This is a genomic window from Helicobacter magdeburgensis (assembly GCF_000765825.2).
GTDB classification, from domain to species: Bacteria; Campylobacterota; Campylobacteria; order Campylobacterales; family Helicobacteraceae; genus Helicobacter_C; species Helicobacter_C magdeburgensis.
Genome location: NZ_JRPE02000001.1, coordinates 103,472 through 124,061, shown reverse-complemented (window position 1 = coordinate 124,061; position 20,590 = coordinate 103,472). Strand labels below are relative to the sequence as shown.

Sequence of the window (20,590 nt, the reverse complement as noted above, 5' to 3'; positions counted from 1 at the left end):
CCTAAAAAATTGGTCGTTCATAGATTTTAAAATCTTTTGAAAAATCTTTAATCTCTTTTTTGATTTTCTGCTGTAAATCAACATTTGAAATATCATCAAGAATATCAGCAATCCACTTGGCAATTTGCTCAAATTCTTTCTCTTTCATACCCCTTGCCGTGAGAGCTGGAGAGCCGATTCTTATACCGCTTGTAACAAAAGGGGATCGTGTTTCTCCCGGAACGGTATTTTTATTTACAGTGATTCCTGCATTACCAAGGGCTAAATCCGCATCTTTACCGCTAAAGTCATTATTAAGGAAGCTCATAAGCACAAGGTGATTTTCGCTCCCTCCACTTACAAGATTATAGTTGCGTTGTAATAACACCTTTGCTAGAGCTTGGATATTAGCCTTAACTTGCTTAGCATACACTTTCCATTCGGGCTTAAGATTCTCTTTAAACCCTACTGCCTTACCAGCTATAACGTGCATAAGCGGTCCGCCCTGAATCCCCGGAAACACAGCTTTGTTAATCTTTGCCATTAGCTCTTCATCATTTGTAAGAATAGCCCCACCGCGTGGTCCCCGTAATGTTTTATGTGTTGTTGTTGTAACGATATGGCAATGTGGAAAAGGATTTGGATACTCTCCAGCCACTACAAGCCCAGCTATATGGGCTACATCACCCATAAGCAAAGCCCCAACAGAATCCGCAATTTCACGCAATCGCTTAAAATCAAGCTCACGCGTATAAGCTGAAAATCCACATACAAGGATATTTGGTTTAACGACTTGGGCTTGAAGTGCGAGCTTATCATAATCAATGTAGCCATTAAGCTCCACACCATAAAAAAAGCTTTGATAGAGTTGCCCGGAGCTGCTGACTTTTGCTCCGTGTGTGAGATGTCCGCCGTGGCTTAGATCCATTCCTAGAATCTTATCATAAGGCTTTAGTAGTGCGGCATACACAGCTGCATTAGCCTGTGAGCCTGAATGAGGCTGGACATTGGCAAAACTTGCTCCAAAAAGTTGTTTTGCCCTATTGATAGCAATTTCTTCAATCTTATCTACAAACTCGCAACCACCATAATAACGCTTAAAAGGATAGCCTTCAGCATATTTGTTTGTCAAAACACTACCCATAGCTTCCATAACGCTAGGAAATGTGAAATTTTCACTTGCTATCATCTCCAAGTGATCATTTTGTCTCTCAAATTCTTTTTCTATGAGTTCATAAATTTCAGGATCTTGCTCTTTTATTGCGTAGTTCATCATTTCTCCTTATTTGCGTGATTTGGGCTTCCTTGATTGGCTTGAGCAGTATCATCGCTTGGCATTATATCAAAATTTGTTTTACTTGGCTTTAAAGCAGGGAATAAAATCACATCTTTAATGCTTTTTGCATCGCTTAAAAGCATAACTAGCCTATCAATCCCTATGCCTTCACCCGCAGTTGGGGGCATTCCGTGTGCTAAAGCCCATACATAATCTTCGTCCATATATTGAGCCTCTTCATCTCCTGCGTCCTTTGCCTTGACTTGTTCTTTAAAACGCTCAAGCTGGTCAAGGGGGTCATTTAGCTCACTAAATCCATTAGCTATTTCCTTGCCACCGATAAAAAGCTCAAACCTATCGGCAATCTCTCTATTCTCATCATTGCGTCTTGCAAGGGGGCTAATGTCAATGGGGTATTGCGTGATAAAAGTGGGATTGATAAGCTTAGATTCTACAAACTCATCAAATGCCTCTCCCAAAAGCTTTCCATAGCTGAAAGAACTATCAACTTTGAGATGTCTCTCTTGGAGTGTTTGAAGTAATAATTCCTTGTTTTCAATGATATGTTTATCTAATCCACCTATGGATTCTAAAGCTTCTTTGTAGCTTAGAATCTGCCACTTGCTAAAGTCAATCTCTGTGTCGTTGTGCTTTAGAATCTTAGGGAGTTTAAGCTCTTCTAAAAGATATGTAAAAAGCTCTTGGGTGAGTGTGATGAGATCTTCATAAGTCTTATACGCCCAGTAAAATTCAATCATACTAAATTCGGGATTATGCGAGTGGTCCATTCCCTCGTTGCGAAAATTACGATTCAGCTCAAAAATGGCTTCAAATCCGCCTACAATAAGCCTTTTAAGATATAACTCTGGGGCAATGCGTAAATATCGCTCCACATCAAGGGCATTATGATGCGTGATAAAAGGACGCGCATTTGCACCACCGGGGATTGGGTGAAGCATAGGCGTTTCTACTTCTAAAAATCCCTTTTTTTCAAAAAACTGCCGCACACACGAAATGATTTTACTGCGTAATTTAAAGGTTTCTTTGACATTCTCATTTACAATCAAATCCACATAGCGTTGGCGGTAACGCAGCTCTATATCGCTTAGCCCGTGGAATTTCTCTGGCAGTGGCACGATACTTTTGCTTAGAATCTTAAAGCTTAGCGTGTGGATACTTAGCTCCCCGGTTTTAGTTACAAACGCAAAGCCTGATATGTTGATAATATCCCCCACCTCTAAAATCTTTTTGATATACGCAAAATCTTCGCCCACATCGTTCTTTGAGATATAAGCTTGAAGCACCCCGCTTTCATCTTGAATTTTCACAAAACACGCCTTACCCATAAGACGGATAAATCGCACTCGCCCTACAATAGATTCTATGGGCTGGGATTCCGTAGGCTTGGATACTGCGGAGTTAGAATCCCCACTCTCCGCCCCCTGCTCTTGGGATTTTAGAAAAGCATATTTTTGTAAAAAGTCATCATTACTTATACTGCGTTTTGCGTCATTGGCATAAGGGTTTAAACCCTCTTCACGCATAAGTTGCATTTTTTTAATGCGTTGTTGTATGTAAAAATTAGAAAACATTTATTGCCTTTCTAGCTGTGTAGATTTGTCATTAGAATCTTGGCTTTGAGTTTCTCTAGTTTGATTTTGTAAAAGATTCTCCGCTTCTTCAATAGCCTTTTGCCTAGCTTTTTCAAGATTCTCGCTCAAATCCTTAATTTCATCTTCAGCATTATTAAGCTTCTTGTCAAGGTTGAGATTCTCTTTTACTTCCTGAATCTGCTCAAGATTCATAATTTTGATAGAGAGATTTTTCATCATAGGAAAAATAGAGCTATTTTGCTCAACATTTTGTGAAAAGTTCTTAAGCCACGCGATTTGTGAGATTCCAAAAACGATGATAGACAAAAGCAAAAACGCCTTGCAGAATCCAAAAGCCAAGCCCAAAGCTGCATCAACGCTCACAAGCGGCGTAAATCGCACCATACGGAATAAAATCTCCCCAAGGAGTAAAAATCCCGCCCAAATGAGCGTGATAATAATCACAAAGCCTACAAGGGCGTTTAGCTCTGGAGAGCCGAGATTGTAAATATTTATCGCAAACCACTCGCCAAGCCCATCATAGAATCTTGAAGCAAAAAATATCCCAAGCAAAATACCTAAGAAACTCGCTAATCCTCGTATAATTCCCTGCCAAATGCCCTTGAGTGAAAGCAAAATAAGCAAAACAATAATGCCTATATCTATGTAACTGAATTTATCCATAATGTCAAATCCTTGCCCTGTGTAAAATAAAAGCGGTGGTTGCCTATGCCCATAAATCTATGAAATCTGTAAAGATTCTATACATTGAGATTTTCAAACTTAGAAAATATTTCATTTGGGCTTTAAAGGCGATATATTAAACGATTTTGCGTTATTTTGCAAGAGTTTTAGCTTATTTTTTGGTAAGGTGTTTTAGAATCCTGCTTTTTACCCTTAAAGTTATTGAAAATAAGAACAAAAACTAAGGAATCCACACAATGAGTGTTTTGCAAAGTTTTAGCAAACAGATTAAAAATTTCAGTGAGCTTGTCGCATTTGAACATACCATTTTTTCAAGTAGTTTTATCCTTATTGCTATGGTTGTAGCGAGTATGCAGCAATATGGTGTTGCGTGGTGTGGCTGGGAAACATTCCTGCTCTGTGTTTTAGCTTTAATCACTGCTAGAAATTTTGCAATGGGTTTTAACCGATTTAAAGATAGAGATATTGACGCACAGAATCTCCGCACAAGTAGCCGACCAAGTGTTGATGGACGCATTAAGCTTTCCGCCCTTATTGCTTTTAATATCATAAACGCACTGCTTTTTGTGGCGGTGTCTTATTTGATTAATACCCTTGCGTTTTATTTGAGTGTGCCATTTTTAGTCATTTTGGCATTTTATTCTTACACAAAGCGTTTTAGTGCTATGGCTCATTGGGTGCTTGGTTTATGTTTGGGACTAGCACCTATTGCTGGGGTCATTGCCGTTATGGGAGAAGTGCCTTTGTGGAGTGTTTTACTCTCTCTTGGTGTGCTGTTTTGGGTGGCTGGGTTTGATTTATTATATTCCATTCAGGATATGGACTTTGATAAGGCTAAGAATCTCCACTCTATACCCGCATACTTTGGGCTTAGGGCGACATTGTGGATTTCGCGTTTATGCCATATTGTAGCGGTGCTTTTTTGGGGGTGCTTTGTGTATGAGGCTCATCTTGGGGCAGTTGCGTGGATAGGCGTGGGGCTAGGGGCGTTAATGCTAAGCTATGAGCAATATCTTGTAAGTGTGCATATTAATAACATACCCAAGGCATTTTTTGTTACAAATGGATATTTGGGTATTATATTTTTTGTATGTATTTTGCTAGATTCTGTGGTGGGCTAGATTCTTATGGAGAAAATGTAATGGATATTAAGGGAATATTACAAGCCCAAGGGATACAAACGCGGATTGTGCCTTGCGAGATTGAAGTAGCCTTTGCAAAGGCAAAAGAGAATCTAGAAGCGTATAGAAAAGAGTTTGTCGCACTCTCTCAACATCGCTATGGCTCTATCACACAATGGCTCAATAAAAATAAATCTAAAAACCGCCTAGAAGATACCGATGAAGTCTTGCTTGAATTGCTTGTGGAGCTGTATCAAAAGGTAGAAAATATTGAGCAGATTCTATTAAATAAAAGCTTTGCCTATGTGCCTTTGAGTGGGGAGGGCATAGCAAACTTCGTGGGACATAGTGTGCTATGTATGCCAGAGAATGTCTTTGAAAAGGGGCAGGAGTATTATTTGCGGATATTTTTAAATGCTTTTCCAAAGCGTTATGTCGGTATTTTTGCAAAGGCTATTGATGAAAGGATTGTTGTTTTTACGCAGATTCATCAAAGCGATGTTGTGGATTTTGATAGCTTTGTGGCACAAATGGAGCGATTAATGATTTTAGATTCTAAAAGTGCAATGAAAGGAGTGGAGTGATGTTTGGGGTTTCAATGAGTTCTATGGCGATGATTGTTTCGCTTGTATCCATAGCAATTGTGTGTTTGGTGGCATTTTTGAGTTATAGTCGTTCTTTGGAGCTACATAAACGCATACGCCGATTTGAAAAGGGTATGGAAGACATTAATGGGGAGATTTTTAAGATTCACAAGTGGATTAAAGATAGTGAGCTTGAAAGTCAGCTAAGTTCTACGGCACTTAATACCAAGATTAAAACAGAATCTGCTGATGCGGTAAATAACTCGCTAGTGAGCGTGTATCGGCAGATTGAGATTTTGGAAGCACAATTTAACAAAGAGCGTTCATATATTGAAGAGAAGCTTGTAAGCTTAGAAGAGAAAATCCGCGAGTTTGGATACTTCCCAAGCTCAAGCACTAATATAGACCAAAAACGCATTTTAGGAATGTTCCGCGATGGGTGGAGTATAGATGCGATTGCAAAAGAGATGCGTTTAAGCAAGGGCGAGATAGAATTTACTCTAAAACTTGCGGATATTAAGGAATAAATCCACATAAAAGGAGAAAAACAATGAAAAATCACAAATACGCCAAACGCGTGGAACTGCTTCAAGAATCTACAACAATTGCTATAAGCACACTAGCTAGAGAGCTAAAGGCTCAAGGGCAAGATGTTTTGAGTTTTTCAGCTGGAGAGCCGGATTTTGACACGCCAGAAGTGATAAAAGATGAAGCCATTAGAGCGTTAAAAAGCGGCTTTACAAAATACACTGCGGTAGCGGGGATTCCCGAGCTGCGAGAGGCTATCCAAAATAAGCTTTTGCGTGAGAATGGATTGCAGTATGAAAAGAATGAGATTCTTGTCAGCAATGGTGCAAAACACTCACTTTTTAATGTCTTTCAGGCTTTGGTTGATTCAGGTGATGAAGTGATTATCCCTTCACCTTATTGGGTTACTTACCCAGAGCTTGTAACTTATAGCGGTGGGAAGCCTGTGTTTGTGGAGACTTCACAGCAAAGCAATTTTAAAATCACACCTAAGCAGTTGCAACAAGCCATTACACCAAAGACAAAAATTTTTGTGCTAAATACCCCTTCTAACCCAACAGGTATGGTTTATACTAAAGAGGAGCTAGAAGGCTTAGCAGAGGTGCTAAAAGATAGCAATGTATGGGTTGTGAGTGATGAGATGTATGAGAAGCTCACTTACGGGGTGAAATTCACTTCTGCTGCGGTGATTAGCCAAGATATGTGTGAGCGCACTATTACCATTAATGGTTTAAGCAAATCAGTGGCGATGACAGGGTGGCGTATGGGCTATTTAGCGTGTAAGGATAAGAATCTTGTCAAACTTATGGATAATCTCCAAAGTCAATGCACTTCAAATATTAACTCTATCACACAAAAGGCTTCTGTGGTAGCCCTAAAGGGTGAGGCGGATAATGATATTGAAGAAATGCGAGTGGCATTTGAAGAGCGTATGCGTTTTGCGTGTGATGCGATTAATAATATTCAAAATCTTAGCGTTATAGCTCCACAAGGTGCGTTTTATCTTTTTGTCAATATCTCTGCTTTGCCTCAATATGGCACAGATTCTATGGGCTTTTGCCAAGCATTGCTAAAAGAGCAAGGTGTGGCGTTGGTGCCCGGCTGTGCCTTTGGTATGGAAGGCTTTGTGCGGCTTTCTTTTGCGTGTTCTTTAGAGCAGCTTGAAATGGGGATAGCGCGTATTTCTAAGTTTGTTAAAACACTTCTTTAAATCTCTTGTGGATAGCCTTTGTAGAATATGCTGGGAAAGGGAAGTGTAAGTTTTGTTGGTATTTTGCTTTTGTGTGCTTGGTGGTGCATTGCCACCGATGAAAGCCCTAAAACTACGCTTGATTTAAGCAAACACACCCTTGTTTCTGCACCCATTTTTTCCAAAGATTCAAAGCGGGAATCTCTAGCTACAAGCTCACACGCTTTAGATTCTATTACCTATTTTGATATTCCAAATACTCAAATCTCTGCTCACGCAAGTAGCATTACAAATGTTAGCTCTGTGAGTGATAAGGACTTTATGCTACTATATTTTGCAGGGAGTAGGGAAGGGGCTAGAGATGTGGGGATTTATCAAAGTTTTTTTACTTTTGAATCTCAAAATAAGACTTTAGATAATAGCACCCTAAAAAATAAGAATCTTGGCACTTGGAGTGAACCGCACCGCCTTTTAGACGCACAAAAACTATCCCAACTTAGCGGAAAATTTATAAAAAAGCTAGGGAATCCTATCGCGTTTGTGGATAGGCAAAATCGGGTGCATTTGTTTGTTGTGGGAGTAAGTCTAGGCGGCTGGGCTACAAGTAAAATCTATTGGTTGCGTTTAGATTCTACATTGTCAAATCTTAGCTTTGTTAAAGAGCTACATTTAAGCCCGTTTTTTAATTTTTCTCATCTTGTCCGCACACCGCCGATGTTAAAAGAAGATGGCGGATTTATTTTGCCAATCTACCACGAGCTTGCAAATAAATATCCGCTTTTGCTTGATTTTAGCCCCACATTACAGCTAGATTCTATTACAAAGCCTTTAGAGCTTCACTCACAGCTTCAGCCGAGCTTCATTCCATTAGATTCCCATACTGCCTTTGGTGTGTATCGCAATCACAAGGCGTATAATAATGTGCTTTTTACATCATTATGCAATGAGATTTGCCAAAGCCCAAAGACGAGTAATTTGCAGAGTTTTGATTTTTCTTCCGTGCTTTTTAGGAGTTTAGATTCTACATATTTGCTTCATAATCAAACGCAAAGGGAGAATGGCAATAAACGCGAGGAGCTGTGGATTATGAATCTTAATGAAAAAAGCTTAGATTCAGAATCTGTGAGCTTTAAGCCTGTATTGAAGCTAGATACACTCCTTGATAATGAAGTGTCTTATCCAAGTGTGGCGGAGAGTAGTGAGTATGTCGCTGTGGCTTATACCTATGGGCGTTTGTATATTCGTGTTGCATTGATACCAAAGGCGGTATTAAAAAATCCTATACATTATCTCACACAAGGGGGAGAACAAAAGTGAATCTGGCTGTAAGCATTGGGCTAAATATCATTGCTCTTGCAGGAATTGTGTGCTGTCTCTCTTTTATTTTTGCTTCAAAAAAGCTTCTAGCAGGGCTTAGTCTAGCGTGGATTCTTATCTTTAATATACCTTTTATGGAATGGAGTTTGTGTGATTATGTCTATGCGTTATTTGATGTGCCTAGCGTGATGTTAATTTTACTATGCTTGTATTATTTGCTAAGGTTTTGGGTAAGCGATTGTGTGAGGCAAGATTCAAAACAGAAATTACAAGCTTTTTTGCATAAGCCATTTTTTTCACCAAATGTGCAATATGTGTGGATTGTGCTTGGAATCTTTTTGTATTTTGGAGCATTGGGAATTTTTGGAATCTTGGGCTGTGGTTTTGTGGATATTTACCATTTAGAGTTTAGAATAACGCTTTTTATTTTATGCGTAATATCCATTATATCCTATAGCTTGAACGCTCTAACAGGCTGGGGGATAATCCTTTGTATCATTGCTTACCAAGTGCAGATTCTAGGTGAGATGAGTATTTGGGAGTATTGCATTGATCCATTTTTGTGGGTTGGGTGCATAGTGTTGGCTTTGTGGCGTGGCTTTTGCTTTGTGTATAGAATTTTTGGTGGGGTGAAGAATGGAAAGAAAGTGGCTTGAAAAACTACTTGTCAAATCAATCGTATTTGCGTTATTTTTGTTTGTTTTGTTTTTTGCAATGAAGCTGTGTTTTGTGCTGTATAGTGGGGTGTATCACGGGGCGATTGGGGAAGTTAAGAGCTATATGGAGTATGTGAATACTTTTTTAAATGGATTGCGTTATGATTCAAGGCATATTGCGGGACTAAGCCTTGCATATTTTGTGCTTGGGCTATTGTTTTTTTGGAGTGAATTTCGTTGGTTTGTGCTGTGGATATATGTGTTAATTGCCGTTGTGCTGACTTTATTTATAGGTATTTCGGAGATTGTTTTTTATCAAATTTATAATGATGTATTTAATGCTAATTTGCTAGGACTTATTTTTGATGATCAAAAAGCGATTTTTCACACAGGCATAAGTGGGCAGTATGGCATTACTTCAAAGGTATTGCTTTGGCTTTTTCTTAGCCTTGTGTTTATGTGGATATATACAAAAATATCTGGGAAAATCACGCGTGAGTATGGCAGAGATCCGCTAAGCTCTATCCGCTCTCGTTCAACACGCAAAGAATCTGCTCTAGCTAGTCTTATCCTTTTTATCCTATTCGCGTTTATGATGATGATTTGTATTAATTCTGCTTTTAGTTTTAAGGGCATAAGTTTAGATCAAGCCTTAAAGCCTGTGGAAAATACCTTTTTGCGTAAGGCTTCGCCCGGGGCATTTAGGGATTTGTATCTTGTGTATCGTGGATATGCTAAGATTTCAAACTCACGCTTTAGCGATTATACCTCCCAAAGTCCGCTTGAGGTTGTAGAAGAGTATTTTGAGCTAGATTCAAAACAAAGTCAGTATAATCTTAAAGATTTGCTAGAAAAGAAGGTTGGCAATAGTAGTGGAGAAAAAATAGAGTATGTTTTTTATATCGTGGCTGAAAGCTTGAGCGAATGGCATTTTGATGAAGAATTTGATGAGCTTGGACTGACTTCTGGGCTAAAATCACTTCTTAATGATAATCACGGAGCAAAGATTGGCGTATTTTTAGAAAATGCTGGTTCTACGATTAAAAGTATGGATGTGCATCTCACAGGGCTTTTTCAAACTGAAATACCGGTGAATTCCGTGCTTGGCGTATTAGAGCCTTTTGTAACAGCTCCGGGCTTTATTATGAAAGATTTGGGCTATAAGAATAACTTTTATTATGGCGGAAGTGGAATCTGGCAAAAGTTGGATCAATACACCGCCACACAGGGCTTTGAAAAGATTTATTACAATACCCAAATTATTGAAAATGCAAAGCTTAATGGCTACTCTGCACCTTATGAAGGTTTGTGGGGGGCGTATGATCATCATCTTTTTGCACTCGTGCGTGATAATACTTTTAAAGAACGCAACAAGCCAAGCTTTAATATGATACTTACAACCTCTAATCACCCGCCTTATGATGTGCCTTTAGAGCAGTTTAATGTCTCGCTAAAAAAGATTGAAAAGTTTTTTGCTAACTCATCAAAATATAAAGAGAAGAATTCTCGCCTTATAGGGCATATTTGGTATCAAGACAAGATGATTACGCGTTTTATTGAAGAGGTTTCAAAAGTCTTGCCTAATTCCTTATTTGTGGTAACAGGCGATCATTATGATAGAGAGTATCCAAAGGTGGGTGCGGCACTTAAGGCAAGTAATACTATACCGCTCATTATCTATTCCCCAAGCCTTGAGATAAAAAAGCTTACAAATATCGGCTCTCACATTGATATAACCCCAAGTATTGTAGAACTCATCGCACCAAATGGCTATACATATCATAGCTTTGGCACACCGCTTGTGAGTAATGATAATATGGCGTTGAGTGAGAAAAATAGTGCGTTAGGGTATTTTGCTATTGCCACAGATAGATTTATCGCCAATAAAGATGGCGAGATAGAGTATTTTAATGAAGGCACAGCACAACATAATGATAAAGAATTAGCAAAATCACTTTACAAACGCTTGGAGCAAGCCACGGCACTCAGCTGGTGGATTCTAAAAAATGGCTATGAAGTGAAGAATGAGGAAAAAACCAAATAACCTTTGGTTTTAAAAGTTTGGCTTTATAAAGTATAAAATGGATAATACAATCAGTTTTCGTCAAAGTGCCGATGGCTCTACGAGTGCGTATAATGCAGACTTTGATGAATGCTATCATAGCTTGAAAGATGGAGCATTAAATGAGACGCTCTACAAGCATATTTACCCCTCTTTAGCACATAGTGTAGGGTGCTTTGGCGATGCGTTAGAGAATCTGCCAAATACTTCAAATACTTTATGTGTGCTTGATATATGCTTTGGTTTAGGCTATAACACCTTGACACTTTTAAGCACACTCGCAAAAGGGCAGATTCCACAACAACAGATTCTAAACGGGCAGATTCTAAAAACACCCTTTAAAGGCAAGGTAAAAATCTACTCGCCAGAAATTGATGAAAATATATTTCGCACATTAAGAGAACTTCCCTATCCGCCTTTTATTTGCGAGACTTTACCGCTAGAAGAGATATTAAAGCATTTTGAATTGGCTAGGCAAGTCAGTCAATATGATGGGAAAATAGGCGATATGGAATTTGAAATTTATCTTTATAAAGGCGATGCACTTGTGTTTTTAGAAAATCTTAAGCGGGATTTATGTGGTGAGTTTCACATTGTTTTTCAAGATGCTTTTAGTCCTAAGAAAAATCCAACTCTATGGAGCAAGGAATATTTTGCCTTGCTTTATCATCTTTTGCACCCACAAGGTATTATTACCACTTATTCCCAAAGCAGGGCAGTGCGGGAGAATGCCATAAATGCGGGATTTAGAGTATATGACTATAAGGCAAATAATGTTCGTGGAAGTAGCCTTATAAGCAAGGAAGCTTTGAGTCTAGAAAAACTTAAAGAGATAAAATAAAATCGCAATAGCCATTAAACATAAAATCAAAAAAAACAATGAAAATTAGAGAGAAAGTTTGAGATTGTCTTTAAGAGGTGGCAGCCTCTTAAGCGATAGCCTACTTTACAATAAAGGAGACTAGAATGGATAAGATTTACTCCAAAATCTTAGCTACCATTATACTACTATGCCTTATAGTAGTCAAGTGTCGCTAAGATTATCCACACTCTGCCCTTTGGCTAGGGGGCAGGGCAGTCTTATCCAACCTCTTAACTAGTCGCCTTTTGTATTTTATGCTATTGCAAGGTTTTTTTGTTTTGGCATTGCCTTTTGGTGCTTATACGGCTTATGCTTTATCATTTGTTTGAATCTATAATAGTATCTTGCAATGAGAAATGTGAGAATCTTAAAAAAACTTTACACTTCCCAAGTTTCATATGCTTTTTTCACAACCTCAATCACACTATCCATACCACCAGCAAGGGAGAAAAGCCAATATTTGTGTGCGTAAATAAGCTCGGCTTGTTTGATGAGCTTAGATTCTTCACTATTTGTAGGCATAACAAGAATCTTAGCAATATCCATTTCTTGATGAAAGATATAAGATTGTATCGCGTCCATAAAGCATTCTCTAAACCGCCTATCATCAAACAAATCTTTAACCTTTTGGATTCTATCAATGCACTTTTCTAACTCTTTTGAATCTAGCTCATCTAATCGCCCCTCTTTATTGAGCAGCTCAAATCGCTCTGTGAGTGCTGCCACTTCCAAAAACACTTCTTCAACAAATGCCTTGTCTTTGAGCCCAAGCTCAATCCAATCCAGTGTCTTTTGTCGCACTTTTTTAAGATTTGCTTCATACATTTCTTGCGTGGGGTAGGTGAGTTTTATAGGCTGCTTTTTATGTGAAGTGTCAATGAGTTTAATAGATTCAGCAAATGGAATCTCCTTTGTCCCAGCGATTCTAGCCCCGCCTTCAGTTGCGTTAATCACTTCAATGGGGTAGGGGGTATTAGCAATATCGCGTTCATAGAATGTTAAAAATAGCTTCCACACGATTGTAGATTCTACTTCGCCTCCACCGCCATATTTTTCCACCATAACCTTTTGTCCCTTTTGCTCTATGGCTTTGGGATTTATCTCATTTGCACCATACACAGCATTTTTAGCGTGAGAAGTGCCATCTTCCCCAAAGGCTAAATCCTGCCCGATGATAATGCAGCGTTTGAATCTAGCGTGAGCGACTAGCTCATAAGCCATATTTGCCGCACTCATACCAATACCCAAATACCCATATTCAGCAATCTCAAAATAATTCGTATAGCCAAATGGACGCAGCGAGTATTGCACCAAATCCCCTTGCAGTGCGTCTTTTAGCCTTTTATGCACGATAGAAGTAATCGCAAAAACAATACCCTCTCTTGCCTCCTTTGGCGTCTCTTCATAGAATCTCGCCGTTGGCTCTACACGCTCTAGTGAAAAAACAATATCAGGCTTAATGCCCTCCCTTATGAGAATAGGCAGTGAAGCGTCAATACAAAAGATAGTCGCATAGTCTTGAATCTGCTTTAAAAGTGGGAGCTGTTTGCTAAGGCTTGGACCGGTGGCTACGATAATAGCTGTATCTCTGCCTTTAATCTGTGCGAGTAAATCAAGCAAAGTCGGGCTTTGAATCACGCTTGGGAGATTTTGTATATGCTGTTGAATACCAACAATAGAATCTCGGCTATCATTTCCCACACTGATGACACTATGCTCAATAGCACGGATAAAAAGCTGATTGATTTTGATATATAAATCCGCATAAGCGTTATAATAGGCATTAAACAAATGCAAATCATAGACTTTGGAGTAAATTTTCGCATCGCGATTAGTGGAGAATAAAATATCAATGCGTGTGAAATCCACACTTGTCGCATCGAGAAACATAATGCGTTGCTCTAAAATATCTTTGCTAAAATCCATAAAATGTAGCACAATAAAAAGTAGCTCTAATTCCGGCTCAAGCACGACTATGCGTTTGAGTAGCTCATTTTGTAACAAAACCTTAAAAAGCACACCATTGCCTACGCCAAAAAAATATAAATATGGATAATGTGAGTATGCTCCAAACTCGGCGATTTTGGCATTTGTCTCTTCAAGTGGATTATGTTGAAATAAAGCGGTGTTTGTGCGTTTATCAATGATATTAATATTTAAAACATCACTGCCTTGAAACACTTCATAATGTTGATTTGGAGTAAAATCTTTAAGCTTTAAGGTAAGAGCGGGGGAACGCACCGCCAAAGCTGAAAGATTAAGAGAGAAAAAATCCTGCATAGTGTGAGCTACCAAATATTGTATTTTTCACGCAATTTGTCTTCCATTTGGCAAAAGATACTTGCAGAATGGTGCTTGGAATTACATAATATTTCTGCTATTTCTATGGCTTTTCTTGGGTTTTTTCTTATACCATAAGCTGGAACACCTCGCTCATATGATTCAATCACAAGATTGCAGTCTAACCCACTTCCTTCCCCTTTTCTACATTTTTTTTCTGCATTTTGGAGAAAGTTGCCAGATTGTTGAGAAAAACATATGCCACAAATAATAAACAATGAGAAACATATTTTTTTCATATTTATCCTTTAAGCGACTATTGAAGAAGTCTAAGAACATTTTGTTGCACGGCATTAGCTTGAGCCATCGCAAAGCTACCACTTTGTGCCAAAACATTATGCTTAGAGAATGTCGCAGATTCTGAAGCGAAATCCACATCGCGGATTTGAGATTCTGCGGCTTTGACATTAACCTGCGTAACAGAGACATTGTTAATCGTTGAAACAAGCTGAATCTGAGCTGAACCAATATCCGCTCTCAATTTATCAAGCTGAATCCGTGCAGATTCTGCCATATCCATAACAACCATCGCTCCCTTAAGGCTTGTAACCCCAGCACCAATACCATCAAAATGCAGGTTTGCTTGAGCGACATTGGCATTTGCCCCACAGGCTGAAGCGATATTAGCGTCCATTTCTCCACGCACAGAGCGGAGATTAGCCGTGTATTCTGAAATGCCTTGTGCGGAATGGAATCCTATGTGGCTAAAGTTTATCCCACTTACAATAATATCTCTTGCGTCTGTTCTAATGAGTGTCAAACGCCCCACAATAGCGTGATCTGTCCCGGAGATTCCAGCAAAATTCCCACCACCAAAGACCTTACCGCTATCGCCTTCTGTTTGAATGGAAATTGCCCGCCCATCAAGGCTACGCACATTTATCCGCCCTGTAATGTCTGTGTAAGCCTCACAGCCTGTTCTCTCTTTGATTGAATTTATCGCATTAAGCAAACGCCCATCGGAGTCGTTTTTACGCACATCATTAACATTCCCAATCGTTACACCATTGATGACAAGCCCACGCACCGTCCCAGATAAAACCGGCACATCACCTGTTGCCATAACATTCCACGCAGCACGCACCCCTAGTGTATCGGCGTGTTTGTTAATAACTTCTGTGAGAACACCAATGCCTGTCCCAGCGGAAGTAGAGATTTTCACCGTTTCAAGTTCAAAATCGTGCTTTCCATCAACTTGGCGGAATTTTAGCATTACTTCACTTAGGTTGTTTGCAGCACCAGAGGCAAGCATTCCCTCCCCTGCAAATGAGCTGCTCTCCATTCTTACATGTCCTATTTTATCCGAGCTTGTTGGACCAATAGAGGCTTTGACCGTTGTATTTGAGTAAGCACCGATTTGAAATTCTTTATTTGAAAATGCACCGGAAAGCATTTGCTGTCCGTTGTAGCTTGTAGTGTTGGCGATATTGTCTAGCTCCTCTAAAAGGCGGATAATATCACTTTGCAAAGCCTTTCTTGTCTCTGTGCTTTGCCCATCTTGTGCGGCTTGAATAGCTTTAGTCTTAATGGTATCTAAGATTTTAAGCTGTTCGTCCATTGCCTTATCAGCTACTTGAATCATACCAATGGCGTCATTGGCATTTCTTACCGCTTGTCCCAAGCTCTCACTTTGGCTTCTCAAACTATCGGCAATCGCCATACCTGAAGCGTCATCTGCGGCTTTATTTAGTCGCAAACCAGAGCTTAGCTTTTCAAGTGAGCTATGCAGACTTCTATTATTTTGCACACCAATGGTGTGGGCAGTTAGGGCGGAGATGTTTGTGTTTATCCTAAAACTCATTTTTGCATCCTTTGCTAAAGTTTTTTTTGTTTATGCCGATTAAGCAAAAGGCATTCCAATTTTTACAGATTCCATTTTGCTTTTTTAGTAGAAATTCTGTTTAGAATCTGTGCTAAAATCCGCTTTTACTTTTTATATGGAACTAGGGGCTTATCTTATGAAAGACTTAATCATCGTAGAATCACCGGCTAAAGCAAAAACAATCAAACATTTTTTAGGGGATAAATATGAAGTCCTTGCATCAAAAGGACATATTAGGGATTTGCCAAAATATAGTTTTGGCATAGAGATTGAAAATCAGCATTTCACGCCACAATATACCATCAGTAAAGACCACACTGAAATTGTTGAAAAGATAAAACAAGCCCACAAAAAAGCAAAAACAACCTACATCGCAACCGATGAAGATAGAGAAGGTGAGGCGATAGGCTATCATATTACACAGGCTTTGAAGCGTCCTTATGATGAGTTTCCGCGTATTGTTTTCCACGAGATAACTAAAAATGCCATTACACATTCCCTGCAGAATCCTAGAAAGATTGATATGGCAAGGGTGAATGCACAACAAGCTAGGCGATTGCTTGATAGAATTGTGGGCTTTAAACTCTCGCAACTTATGAGTTCTAAGATTCAAAAAGGGCTATCAGCTGGGCGGGTGCAAAGTGCGGCGTTAAAAATTATTGTGGATAGAGAAAGGGAGATAGAAGCTTTTAAGCCAACAATTTATTTTAATATAGGGGCGATTTTTGCCACACAGGGCGGAAAAAAAAATAGCGATATAGAATCTGAACTCATCGTGTATAACCAAAAGCTTGAAAAGCTCTCACTCCAAGATTCTAAAGTTGTGGAGCAGATGTGTGAAAATATTAAAAGAGAGCAATTTTACATTAAAGAAATTACCACAAAAAGCAAGAAAACGCCTACCCCTCCGCCTTTTATGACTTCTACATTACAGCAGAGTGCCTCAAGTCTGCTTAGCTACTCGCCCACACGCACGATGAGTATTGCTCAAAGGCTTTATGAAGGGGTAAATACGAGCTTTGGGACGATGGGGGTTATCACCTATATGAGAACAGATAGTCTTAATATTGCTAAGGAAGCTCAAGATTCAGCAAGGGAGCTGCTTTTAAAAACTTATGGCAAGGAATATGTCCCTACAAAAGCTAAAAATTACAGCACAAAATCAAAAGCCGCCCAAGAAGCCCACGAAGCTATCCGCCCCACAAATCTAGCCTTTACCCCGCAACTTGCCAAAGACTATCTTAAACCCGATGAGCTAAAAATCTATACTTTAATCTACAATCGCTTCCTTGCTTCGCAAAGCCAAGATGCGGTGTTTGAGACGCAAAATATTCTTTTTGCTTCAAATGGGACAGATGAGATTGTGTTTAAAGCAAGTGGGCGAAAGCTTGTATTTGATGGATTCTATAAAATTATGGGGAGTGATGATAAGGATAAACTTTTGCCCGAGTGTAAGCAGGGGCAAAGTGTAGTGCTAAAAGAAGTGAAAAGTGAGCAAAAATCCACAGAGCCCTCCCCTAGATATTCCGAAGCGAGTATTATTAAAAGTATGGAGGGCCTAGGCATAGGGCGTCCATCAACCTACGCACCAACAATCGCCTTGCTTGTGAATAGGGAGTATGTGAGACTAGAAAAAAAGCAGCTTGTGCCGCAAGAGAGTGCCTTTAAAGCCACAGCTATGCTTGAAGAAAATTTTAATGAGATTGTAGATTCACATTTTAGTGCGGGGCTTGAAGATAAGCTTGATGAAATCGCACAGGAGCATATAGATTGGCAGGTGGTGCTTTGGGATTTTTATGATCCATTTATCAAAAAAATAGAATCTGGGAAGAAAAATATCACTTCGCAAAAGGTGAGTATCCCCACAGGCGAGATGTGTCCGCAATGTGGCAAGGAACTAGTGCAGCGGCAAAGTCGCTATGGAGAGTTTATCGCGTGTAGTGGCTACCCAAAATGTAAATACATTAAGCCTAGTAATTCTAAGCTACAAGAGAATGAGCAAGGGGATTCTAAGGCGTATGGGGAATGTGAGAAATGCGGTAAGCCGATGGTAAAGAAGTTTGGGCGGAATGGAGAGTTTATCGCGTGCAGTGGCTATCCAAAGTGTAAGAATACAAAATCGCTTCAAAACAAGGCAGAGCCAAAGAGTGTGGAGGGCGTGGCGTGTCCAGAATGTGGAGGGGAGATCGTGCAGAGATTTAGCCGCAAAGGAGCATTCTTTGGCTGTAAAAATTACCCAAAATGTAACTTTATCTCAAAGTTTCAGCCTATTGCTCAAAAATGTGAAAAATGCGGTGGAGCGATGTGCGAAAGGGAGTATCGCAAAAAGCAAGTGCGTGAGTGCCTAAAATGTAAGGATAGGGTGGAGATTTAATCTAGCTTAAAGTTAGCCGAAAAGAGATTTGAGAGATTCTAGCTTTTATAGGTGGCTTAAAAGCTAGAATCTTGTGGTGTTGAAAGCTTGAAAATTTTAGTGCGGAAGCTTTGTAGCTTGTTGTTTTTTTACATTAGGGTTTGAAACAAATAAAATCCGCTAGATTCTCACACTCGCGGGCTGTTTGTTTGTAAAATACAAGGCGTGGGTGTAGCCGATACTTTTGGCTAAATCACATAGCTTTTCATAGCCAAAGCCTATATGTTCTAAAGCGTGGGCGTCTGAACCAAAAGTAATGGGAATGCCCTTTTCATAGGCTTTTTGTAAAATCTGTGCTGATGGGTAGGCTTCTTTGATAGGCTTTCGCAATCCGGCTGGGTTTAACTCTATGGCGAGATGATTATCGGCAATAGATTCTAAAGCAAGATTAAGATTAGGGATTTGAGAATCTGGGAGTGTGTGTCCAAAGAGTTTTAATAAATCTATATGCCCAACGATTTGAAAAAGCCCTGTTTGTGCCATTTGTGCGATAGAGTGGAGATACTTTTCCCAACATTGCTCCATATTGATTTGAGCGTATTTACCGATAAACTCTGGATTATCAAAACCCCAATTATCTAAAAAATGCACCGAGCCGATGAGATAATCAAATGGATATTCCAGCACTTGAGATTCTATAAGATACTCTTTATTTGAGATATAATCCACTTCCAAGCCACAGAGAATCTGAATCCGCCCTTGATAGCTTCTTTTAAGGCTTTCTATCTTTTCACAATAGCTTGGCAGCTCATCTTTAGACATACGATAGGCTTCATCAAATGCCATAGGTGCGTGGCAGGAAAAGCCAAAGACATCAATCTTTTTTTGCACCGCACAAGCGATGTATTCTTCCATACTTCCCGTGGCGTGGCGACAAAGGGTTGTGTGATTATGTAGGTCAATACGCATATTTTGCCTTTGTTATGTGGGGTTTGTTTGCAATGGGATTCTATAATGGCAGACTTACAAATGGCTTAGATTCCAAATATTACTTAAAATTATTGCTAGGGAGTTGTTGAATGAAAATTTTACATTTATGCTTGAAAGTTATTGTGCTTGTTGTGGCTTTGATGTCGGTGCAGGGGTGCTTTGTGGATTTACTACGGCAGGAGAATAAGGAAAATCTTTTAGAATCTAAAAAGCAATGGTATGTGTCTAAGATTGTCTTAAATGATGGGCGGGAGCTAAAGCCTATATGGGAGGGTGCGAAATCTACGATGAGCTTTGATGCTGATGAAAATCGCATTTTTGGCGTGGGTGTGTGTAATAACTACTTTGCCACCTTTGCTTTAAAAGGCAAAAAGTTGCAAGTGAGCGGAGTAGGCTCATCTCGGCGTATGTGTGAAGAGAATGAGGGAATGAATTATGAATTTTGGTTTTTTAAAGCACTTGATGGGGAGTTTGCTATCAAAAAAAGGGGCGGTAAAATGGAGCTAAAAGGAGCAGGGGCAACTTATTATTTAGAGTAGCACTTGTTTTTGTGTGATGACAAAGCGTGATTTATTGAAAGTAATGCGATGAAAACTCTGCATTCTCATATACAGGGGAGTTTTGAAAGCAAGGGGTCAAAATTTTTAGCTTTTCTACTGCCTTATAGTGAGTTTGAATCTACCCTTGCTTTGCTAAAGCAAGAACATCTTAAGGCGGTGCATTTTGTGAGTGCTACGCGACATTTGAATGAGTTTAATCAGATTCTAGAATCTTTTGATGATGATGGAGAGCCAAAGGGGAGTAGCGGAATGCCGAGCTTGAAAGTTTTGCGTGGGGAAGAGCTGATTAATGTTGGTGTGATTATAGTGCGGTATTTTGGTGGGACATTGCTAGGTGTGGGAGGGCTTGTCCGTGCTTATACAAATGCGGTGAAAAATGCCATAGATGGAGCAAAGTCTCAAGGGCTTTTGGAGAATTTTATTTTGTGTGAATCTGTGAGTTTTGAGACTACATATCCCTTGCTTTCACAATGTGAGTATATGGCAAAAAAGCTAGGCGTTGAGCTAAGAAAAGAAACTTTTTTGGAAAATGGCATTAAGGTGCGAGTGCAAGGGGAAAGGGATAGGATAGAGAGTGTGCGCGCGACATTTGATAGATGTAAGTTTGATAAGTGAAAATTAATGTAAAATTTTAAGTGGGGCGGATAAAGCCTA

At 39.5% G+C, this 20,590-nt stretch carries 18 protein-coding genes; 11 read left to right on the top strand and 7 right to left on the bottom strand.

Going from position 1 to position 20,590, the window contains the following annotated elements; genetic code table 11:
• Position 1: 1 nt before the first annotated feature.
• From LS74_RS00640 to LS74_RS00630, 3 genes are read right to left on the bottom strand one after another with little or no spacing between them, the layout of a single operon-like run.
• Positions 2–1,252 carry a serine hydroxymethyltransferase gene (locus LS74_RS00640; RefSeq protein ID WP_034585274.1) on the bottom strand — a complete coding sequence of 417 codons (1,251 nt, stop codon included), beginning with the start codon at positions 1,250–1,252 and terminating at the stop codon, positions 2–4.
• Positions 1,252–2,847, bottom strand: coding sequence for a lysine--tRNA ligase (lysS, locus tag LS74_RS00635; protein WP_034585277.1), 1,596 nt, complete (start codon positions 2,845–2,847; stop codon positions 1,252–1,254). The genes LS74_RS00640 and lysS overlap by 1 nt, the downstream gene beginning before the upstream one ends.
• Entirely contained in the window at positions 2,848–3,531 is a 684-nt protein-coding gene (locus tag LS74_RS00630) for a CvpA family protein (RefSeq protein ID WP_034585279.1), read from the bottom strand. It lies immediately after the preceding gene.
• Positions 3,532–3,788: 257 nt separating this feature from the next.
• Between LS74_RS00630 and mqnP the strand changes: the two genes are divergently transcribed.
• From mqnP to LS74_RS00590, 8 genes are read left to right on the top strand one after another with little or no spacing between them, the layout of a single operon-like run.
• A complete protein-coding gene (gene mqnP, locus LS74_RS00625) occupies positions 3,789–4,673 on the top strand; it encodes a menaquinone biosynthesis prenyltransferase MqnP (RefSeq protein ID WP_034585283.1) in 885 nt (294 codons plus the stop codon).
• Positions 4,643–5,257: a hypothetical protein gene (locus tag LS74_RS00620; RefSeq protein WP_236096735.1), complete on the top strand. Its 615-nt coding sequence runs from the start codon at positions 4,643–4,645 to the stop codon at positions 5,255–5,257. The genes mqnP and LS74_RS00620 overlap by 31 nt, the downstream gene beginning before the upstream one ends.
• Positions 5,257–5,784 carry a hypothetical protein gene (locus LS74_RS00615; RefSeq protein WP_014666680.1) on the top strand — a complete coding sequence of 176 codons (528 nt, stop codon included), beginning with the start codon at positions 5,257–5,259 and terminating at the stop codon, positions 5,782–5,784. Before LS74_RS00620 ends, LS74_RS00615 begins: the two co-directional genes overlap by 1 nt.
• Positions 5,785–5,807: 23 nt before the next feature.
• Complete coding sequence (locus tag LS74_RS00610; RefSeq protein ID WP_034585288.1) at positions 5,808–6,995, top strand: pyridoxal phosphate-dependent aminotransferase; 1,188 nt, start codon at positions 5,808–5,810, stop codon at positions 6,993–6,995.
• A gap of 27 nt (positions 6,996–7,022) precedes the next feature.
• A complete protein-coding gene (locus tag LS74_RS00605; RefSeq protein ID WP_236096734.1) occupies positions 7,023–8,291 on the top strand; it encodes a sialidase family protein in 1,269 nt (422 codons plus the stop codon).
• Positions 8,288–8,947 (top strand): hypothetical protein, encoded by a 660-nt coding sequence (locus tag LS74_RS00600; protein ID WP_034585291.1) that lies wholly within the window; start codon positions 8,288–8,290, stop codon positions 8,945–8,947. Before LS74_RS00605 ends, LS74_RS00600 begins: the two co-directional genes overlap by 4 nt.
• Positions 8,928–10,991 (top strand): LTA synthase family protein, encoded by a 2,064-nt coding sequence (locus LS74_RS00595; protein ID WP_236096733.1) that lies wholly within the window; start codon positions 8,928–8,930, stop codon positions 10,989–10,991. Before LS74_RS00600 ends, LS74_RS00595 begins: the two co-directional genes overlap by 20 nt.
• Before the next feature lie 37 nt (positions 10,992–11,028).
• Positions 11,029–11,850 (top strand): tRNA (5-methylaminomethyl-2-thiouridine)(34)-methyltransferase MnmD, encoded by an 822-nt coding sequence (locus LS74_RS00590; RefSeq protein WP_034585294.1) that lies wholly within the window; start codon positions 11,029–11,031, stop codon positions 11,848–11,850.
• A gap of 399 nt (positions 11,851–12,249) precedes the next feature.
• Here LS74_RS00590 and LS74_RS00585 read toward each other — a convergent pair whose 3' ends face one another.
• From LS74_RS00585 to LS74_RS00575, 3 genes are read right to left on the bottom strand one after another with little or no spacing between them, the layout of a single operon-like run.
• Positions 12,250–14,151: a motility associated factor glycosyltransferase family protein gene (locus LS74_RS00585; protein ID WP_034585316.1), complete on the bottom strand. Its 1,902-nt coding sequence runs from the start codon at positions 14,149–14,151 to the stop codon at positions 12,250–12,252.
• 8 nt (positions 14,152–14,159) lie between these two features.
• Positions 14,160–14,450 carry a hypothetical protein gene (locus LS74_RS00580; protein ID WP_034585297.1) on the bottom strand — a complete coding sequence of 97 codons (291 nt, stop codon included), beginning with the start codon at positions 14,448–14,450 and terminating at the stop codon, positions 14,160–14,162.
• 17 nt (positions 14,451–14,467) lie between these two features.
• Complete coding sequence (locus LS74_RS00575; RefSeq protein WP_002956760.1) at positions 14,468–16,012, bottom strand: flagellin B; 1,545 nt, start codon at positions 16,010–16,012, stop codon at positions 14,468–14,470.
• 157 nt (positions 16,013–16,169) lie between these two features.
• Between LS74_RS00575 and topA the strand changes: the two genes are divergently transcribed.
• Positions 16,170–18,407, top strand: a complete 2,238-nt coding sequence (topA, locus tag LS74_RS00570) for a type I DNA topoisomerase (protein ID WP_034585299.1) — start codon at positions 16,170–16,172, stop codon at positions 18,405–18,407.
• A 159-nt stretch (positions 18,408–18,566) separates the two neighbouring features.
• Here the strand turns inward: topA and LS74_RS00565 are convergent, their stop codons facing one another.
• Positions 18,567–19,355, bottom strand: a complete 789-nt coding sequence (locus LS74_RS00565; protein WP_034585300.1) for a histidinol-phosphatase — start codon at positions 19,353–19,355, stop codon at positions 18,567–18,569.
• Between the two features lie 110 nt (positions 19,356–19,465).
• Between LS74_RS00565 and LS74_RS00560 the strand changes: the two genes are divergently transcribed.
• Positions 19,466–19,915 carry an META domain-containing protein gene (locus LS74_RS00560; protein WP_034585301.1) on the top strand — a complete coding sequence of 150 codons (450 nt, stop codon included), beginning with the start codon at positions 19,466–19,468 and terminating at the stop codon, positions 19,913–19,915.
• 48 nt (positions 19,916–19,963) lie between these two features.
• Positions 19,964–20,551 carry a YigZ family protein gene (locus LS74_RS00555; RefSeq protein WP_034585305.1) on the top strand — a complete coding sequence of 196 codons (588 nt, stop codon included), beginning with the start codon at positions 19,964–19,966 and terminating at the stop codon, positions 20,549–20,551.
• The last annotated feature ends 39 nt before the right edge of the window (positions 20,552–20,590 follow it).

Excerpts from the sequence above, each read along its gene's own strand:
- LS74_RS00605 (WP_236096734.1), top strand. The coding sequence starts at position 7,023 with ATGCTGGGAAAGGGAAGTGTAAGTTTTGTTGGTATTTTGCTTTTGTGT.
- LS74_RS00590 (WP_034585294.1), top strand. The coding sequence starts at position 11,029 with ATGGATAATACAATCAGTTTTCGTCAAAGTGCCGATGGCTCTACGAGT.
- LS74_RS00620 (WP_236096735.1), top strand. The coding sequence starts at position 4,643 with ATGTATTTTGCTAGATTCTGTGGTGGGCTAGATTCTTATGGAGAAAAT.
- topA (WP_034585299.1), top strand. The coding sequence starts at position 16,170 with ATGAAAGACTTAATCATCGTAGAATCACCGGCTAAAGCAAAAACAATC.
- LS74_RS00615 (WP_014666680.1), top strand. The coding sequence starts at position 5,257 with ATGTTTGGGGTTTCAATGAGTTCTATGGCGATGATTGTTTCGCTTGTA.
- LS74_RS00640 (WP_034585274.1), bottom strand. The coding sequence starts at position 1,252 with ATGAACTACGCAATAAAAGAGCAAGATCCTGAAATTTATGAACTCATA.
- LS74_RS00580 (WP_034585297.1), bottom strand. The coding sequence starts at position 14,450 with ATGAAAAAAATATGTTTCTCATTGTTTATTATTTGTGGCATATGTTTT.
- LS74_RS00575 (WP_002956760.1), bottom strand. The coding sequence starts at position 16,012 with ATGAGTTTTAGGATAAACACAAACATCTCCGCCCTAACTGCCCACACC.
- LS74_RS00565 (WP_034585300.1), bottom strand. The coding sequence starts at position 19,355 with ATGCGTATTGACCTACATAATCACACAACCCTTTGTCGCCACGCCACG.
- LS74_RS00585 (WP_034585316.1), bottom strand. The coding sequence starts at position 14,151 with ATGCAGGATTTTTTCTCTCTTAATCTTTCAGCTTTGGCGGTGCGTTCC.
- mqnP (WP_034585283.1), top strand. The coding sequence starts at position 3,789 with ATGAGTGTTTTGCAAAGTTTTAGCAAACAGATTAAAAATTTCAGTGAG.
- LS74_RS00595 (WP_236096733.1), top strand. The coding sequence starts at position 8,928 with ATGGAAAGAAAGTGGCTTGAAAAACTACTTGTCAAATCAATCGTATTT.
- LS74_RS00560 (WP_034585301.1), top strand. The coding sequence starts at position 19,466 with ATGAAAATTTTACATTTATGCTTGAAAGTTATTGTGCTTGTTGTGGCT.
- LS74_RS00630 (WP_034585279.1), bottom strand. The coding sequence starts at position 3,531 with ATGGATAAATTCAGTTACATAGATATAGGCATTATTGTTTTGCTTATT.
- LS74_RS00610 (WP_034585288.1), top strand. The coding sequence starts at position 5,808 with ATGAAAAATCACAAATACGCCAAACGCGTGGAACTGCTTCAAGAATCT.
- lysS (WP_034585277.1), bottom strand. The coding sequence starts at position 2,847 with ATGTTTTCTAATTTTTACATACAACAACGCATTAAAAAAATGCAACTT.
- LS74_RS00555 (WP_034585305.1), top strand. The coding sequence starts at position 19,964 with ATGAAAACTCTGCATTCTCATATACAGGGGAGTTTTGAAAGCAAGGGG.